1 rRNA gene (cut by a window edge) is annotated in these 305 nt (G+C 55.4%); it reads right to left on the bottom strand.

The annotated features are described in order from the left end of the window. Positions 1 to 305, bottom strand: a 23S ribosomal RNA gene (locus tag ABDH49_09145); its annotated part runs 541 nt beyond the window's last position; the annotation flags it as partial.

Raw genomic sequence — 305 nt, 5'->3', positions numbered from 1 at the left:
GTTTTGCAACACCGACCCGTTCGCGCCTCCCGACGGTTTTTGCCGTCGTTCACACTGGGCAGGGATAGATCGTCCCGTTTCGGGTCTGCCGTCAGTGACTAATTGGCCCTATTCAGACCATTCGCTTTCGCTACGGCTCCGGGTATAACACCCCTTAACCTCGCCACCGACGACAACTCGCAGGCTCATTAGGCAAAAGGCACGCTCTCAGGTCACTACCATCCCGTAGCAAACCCTCGAACGGTTTGTAGGCCTGCAATTTCAGGTTCTATTTCACTCCCCTCCCGGGGTTCTTTTCAGCTTTC

Source organism: Candidatus Hydrothermales bacterium (assembly GCA_039630235.1).
In the GTDB taxonomy this organism is placed as follows: Bacteria; Hydrothermota; Hydrothermia; order Hydrothermales; family JAJRUZ01; genus JBCNVI01.
The sequence above is the reverse complement of the archived record's forward strand: the minus strand, read 5'-3'. Positions and strand labels throughout refer to the sequence as shown.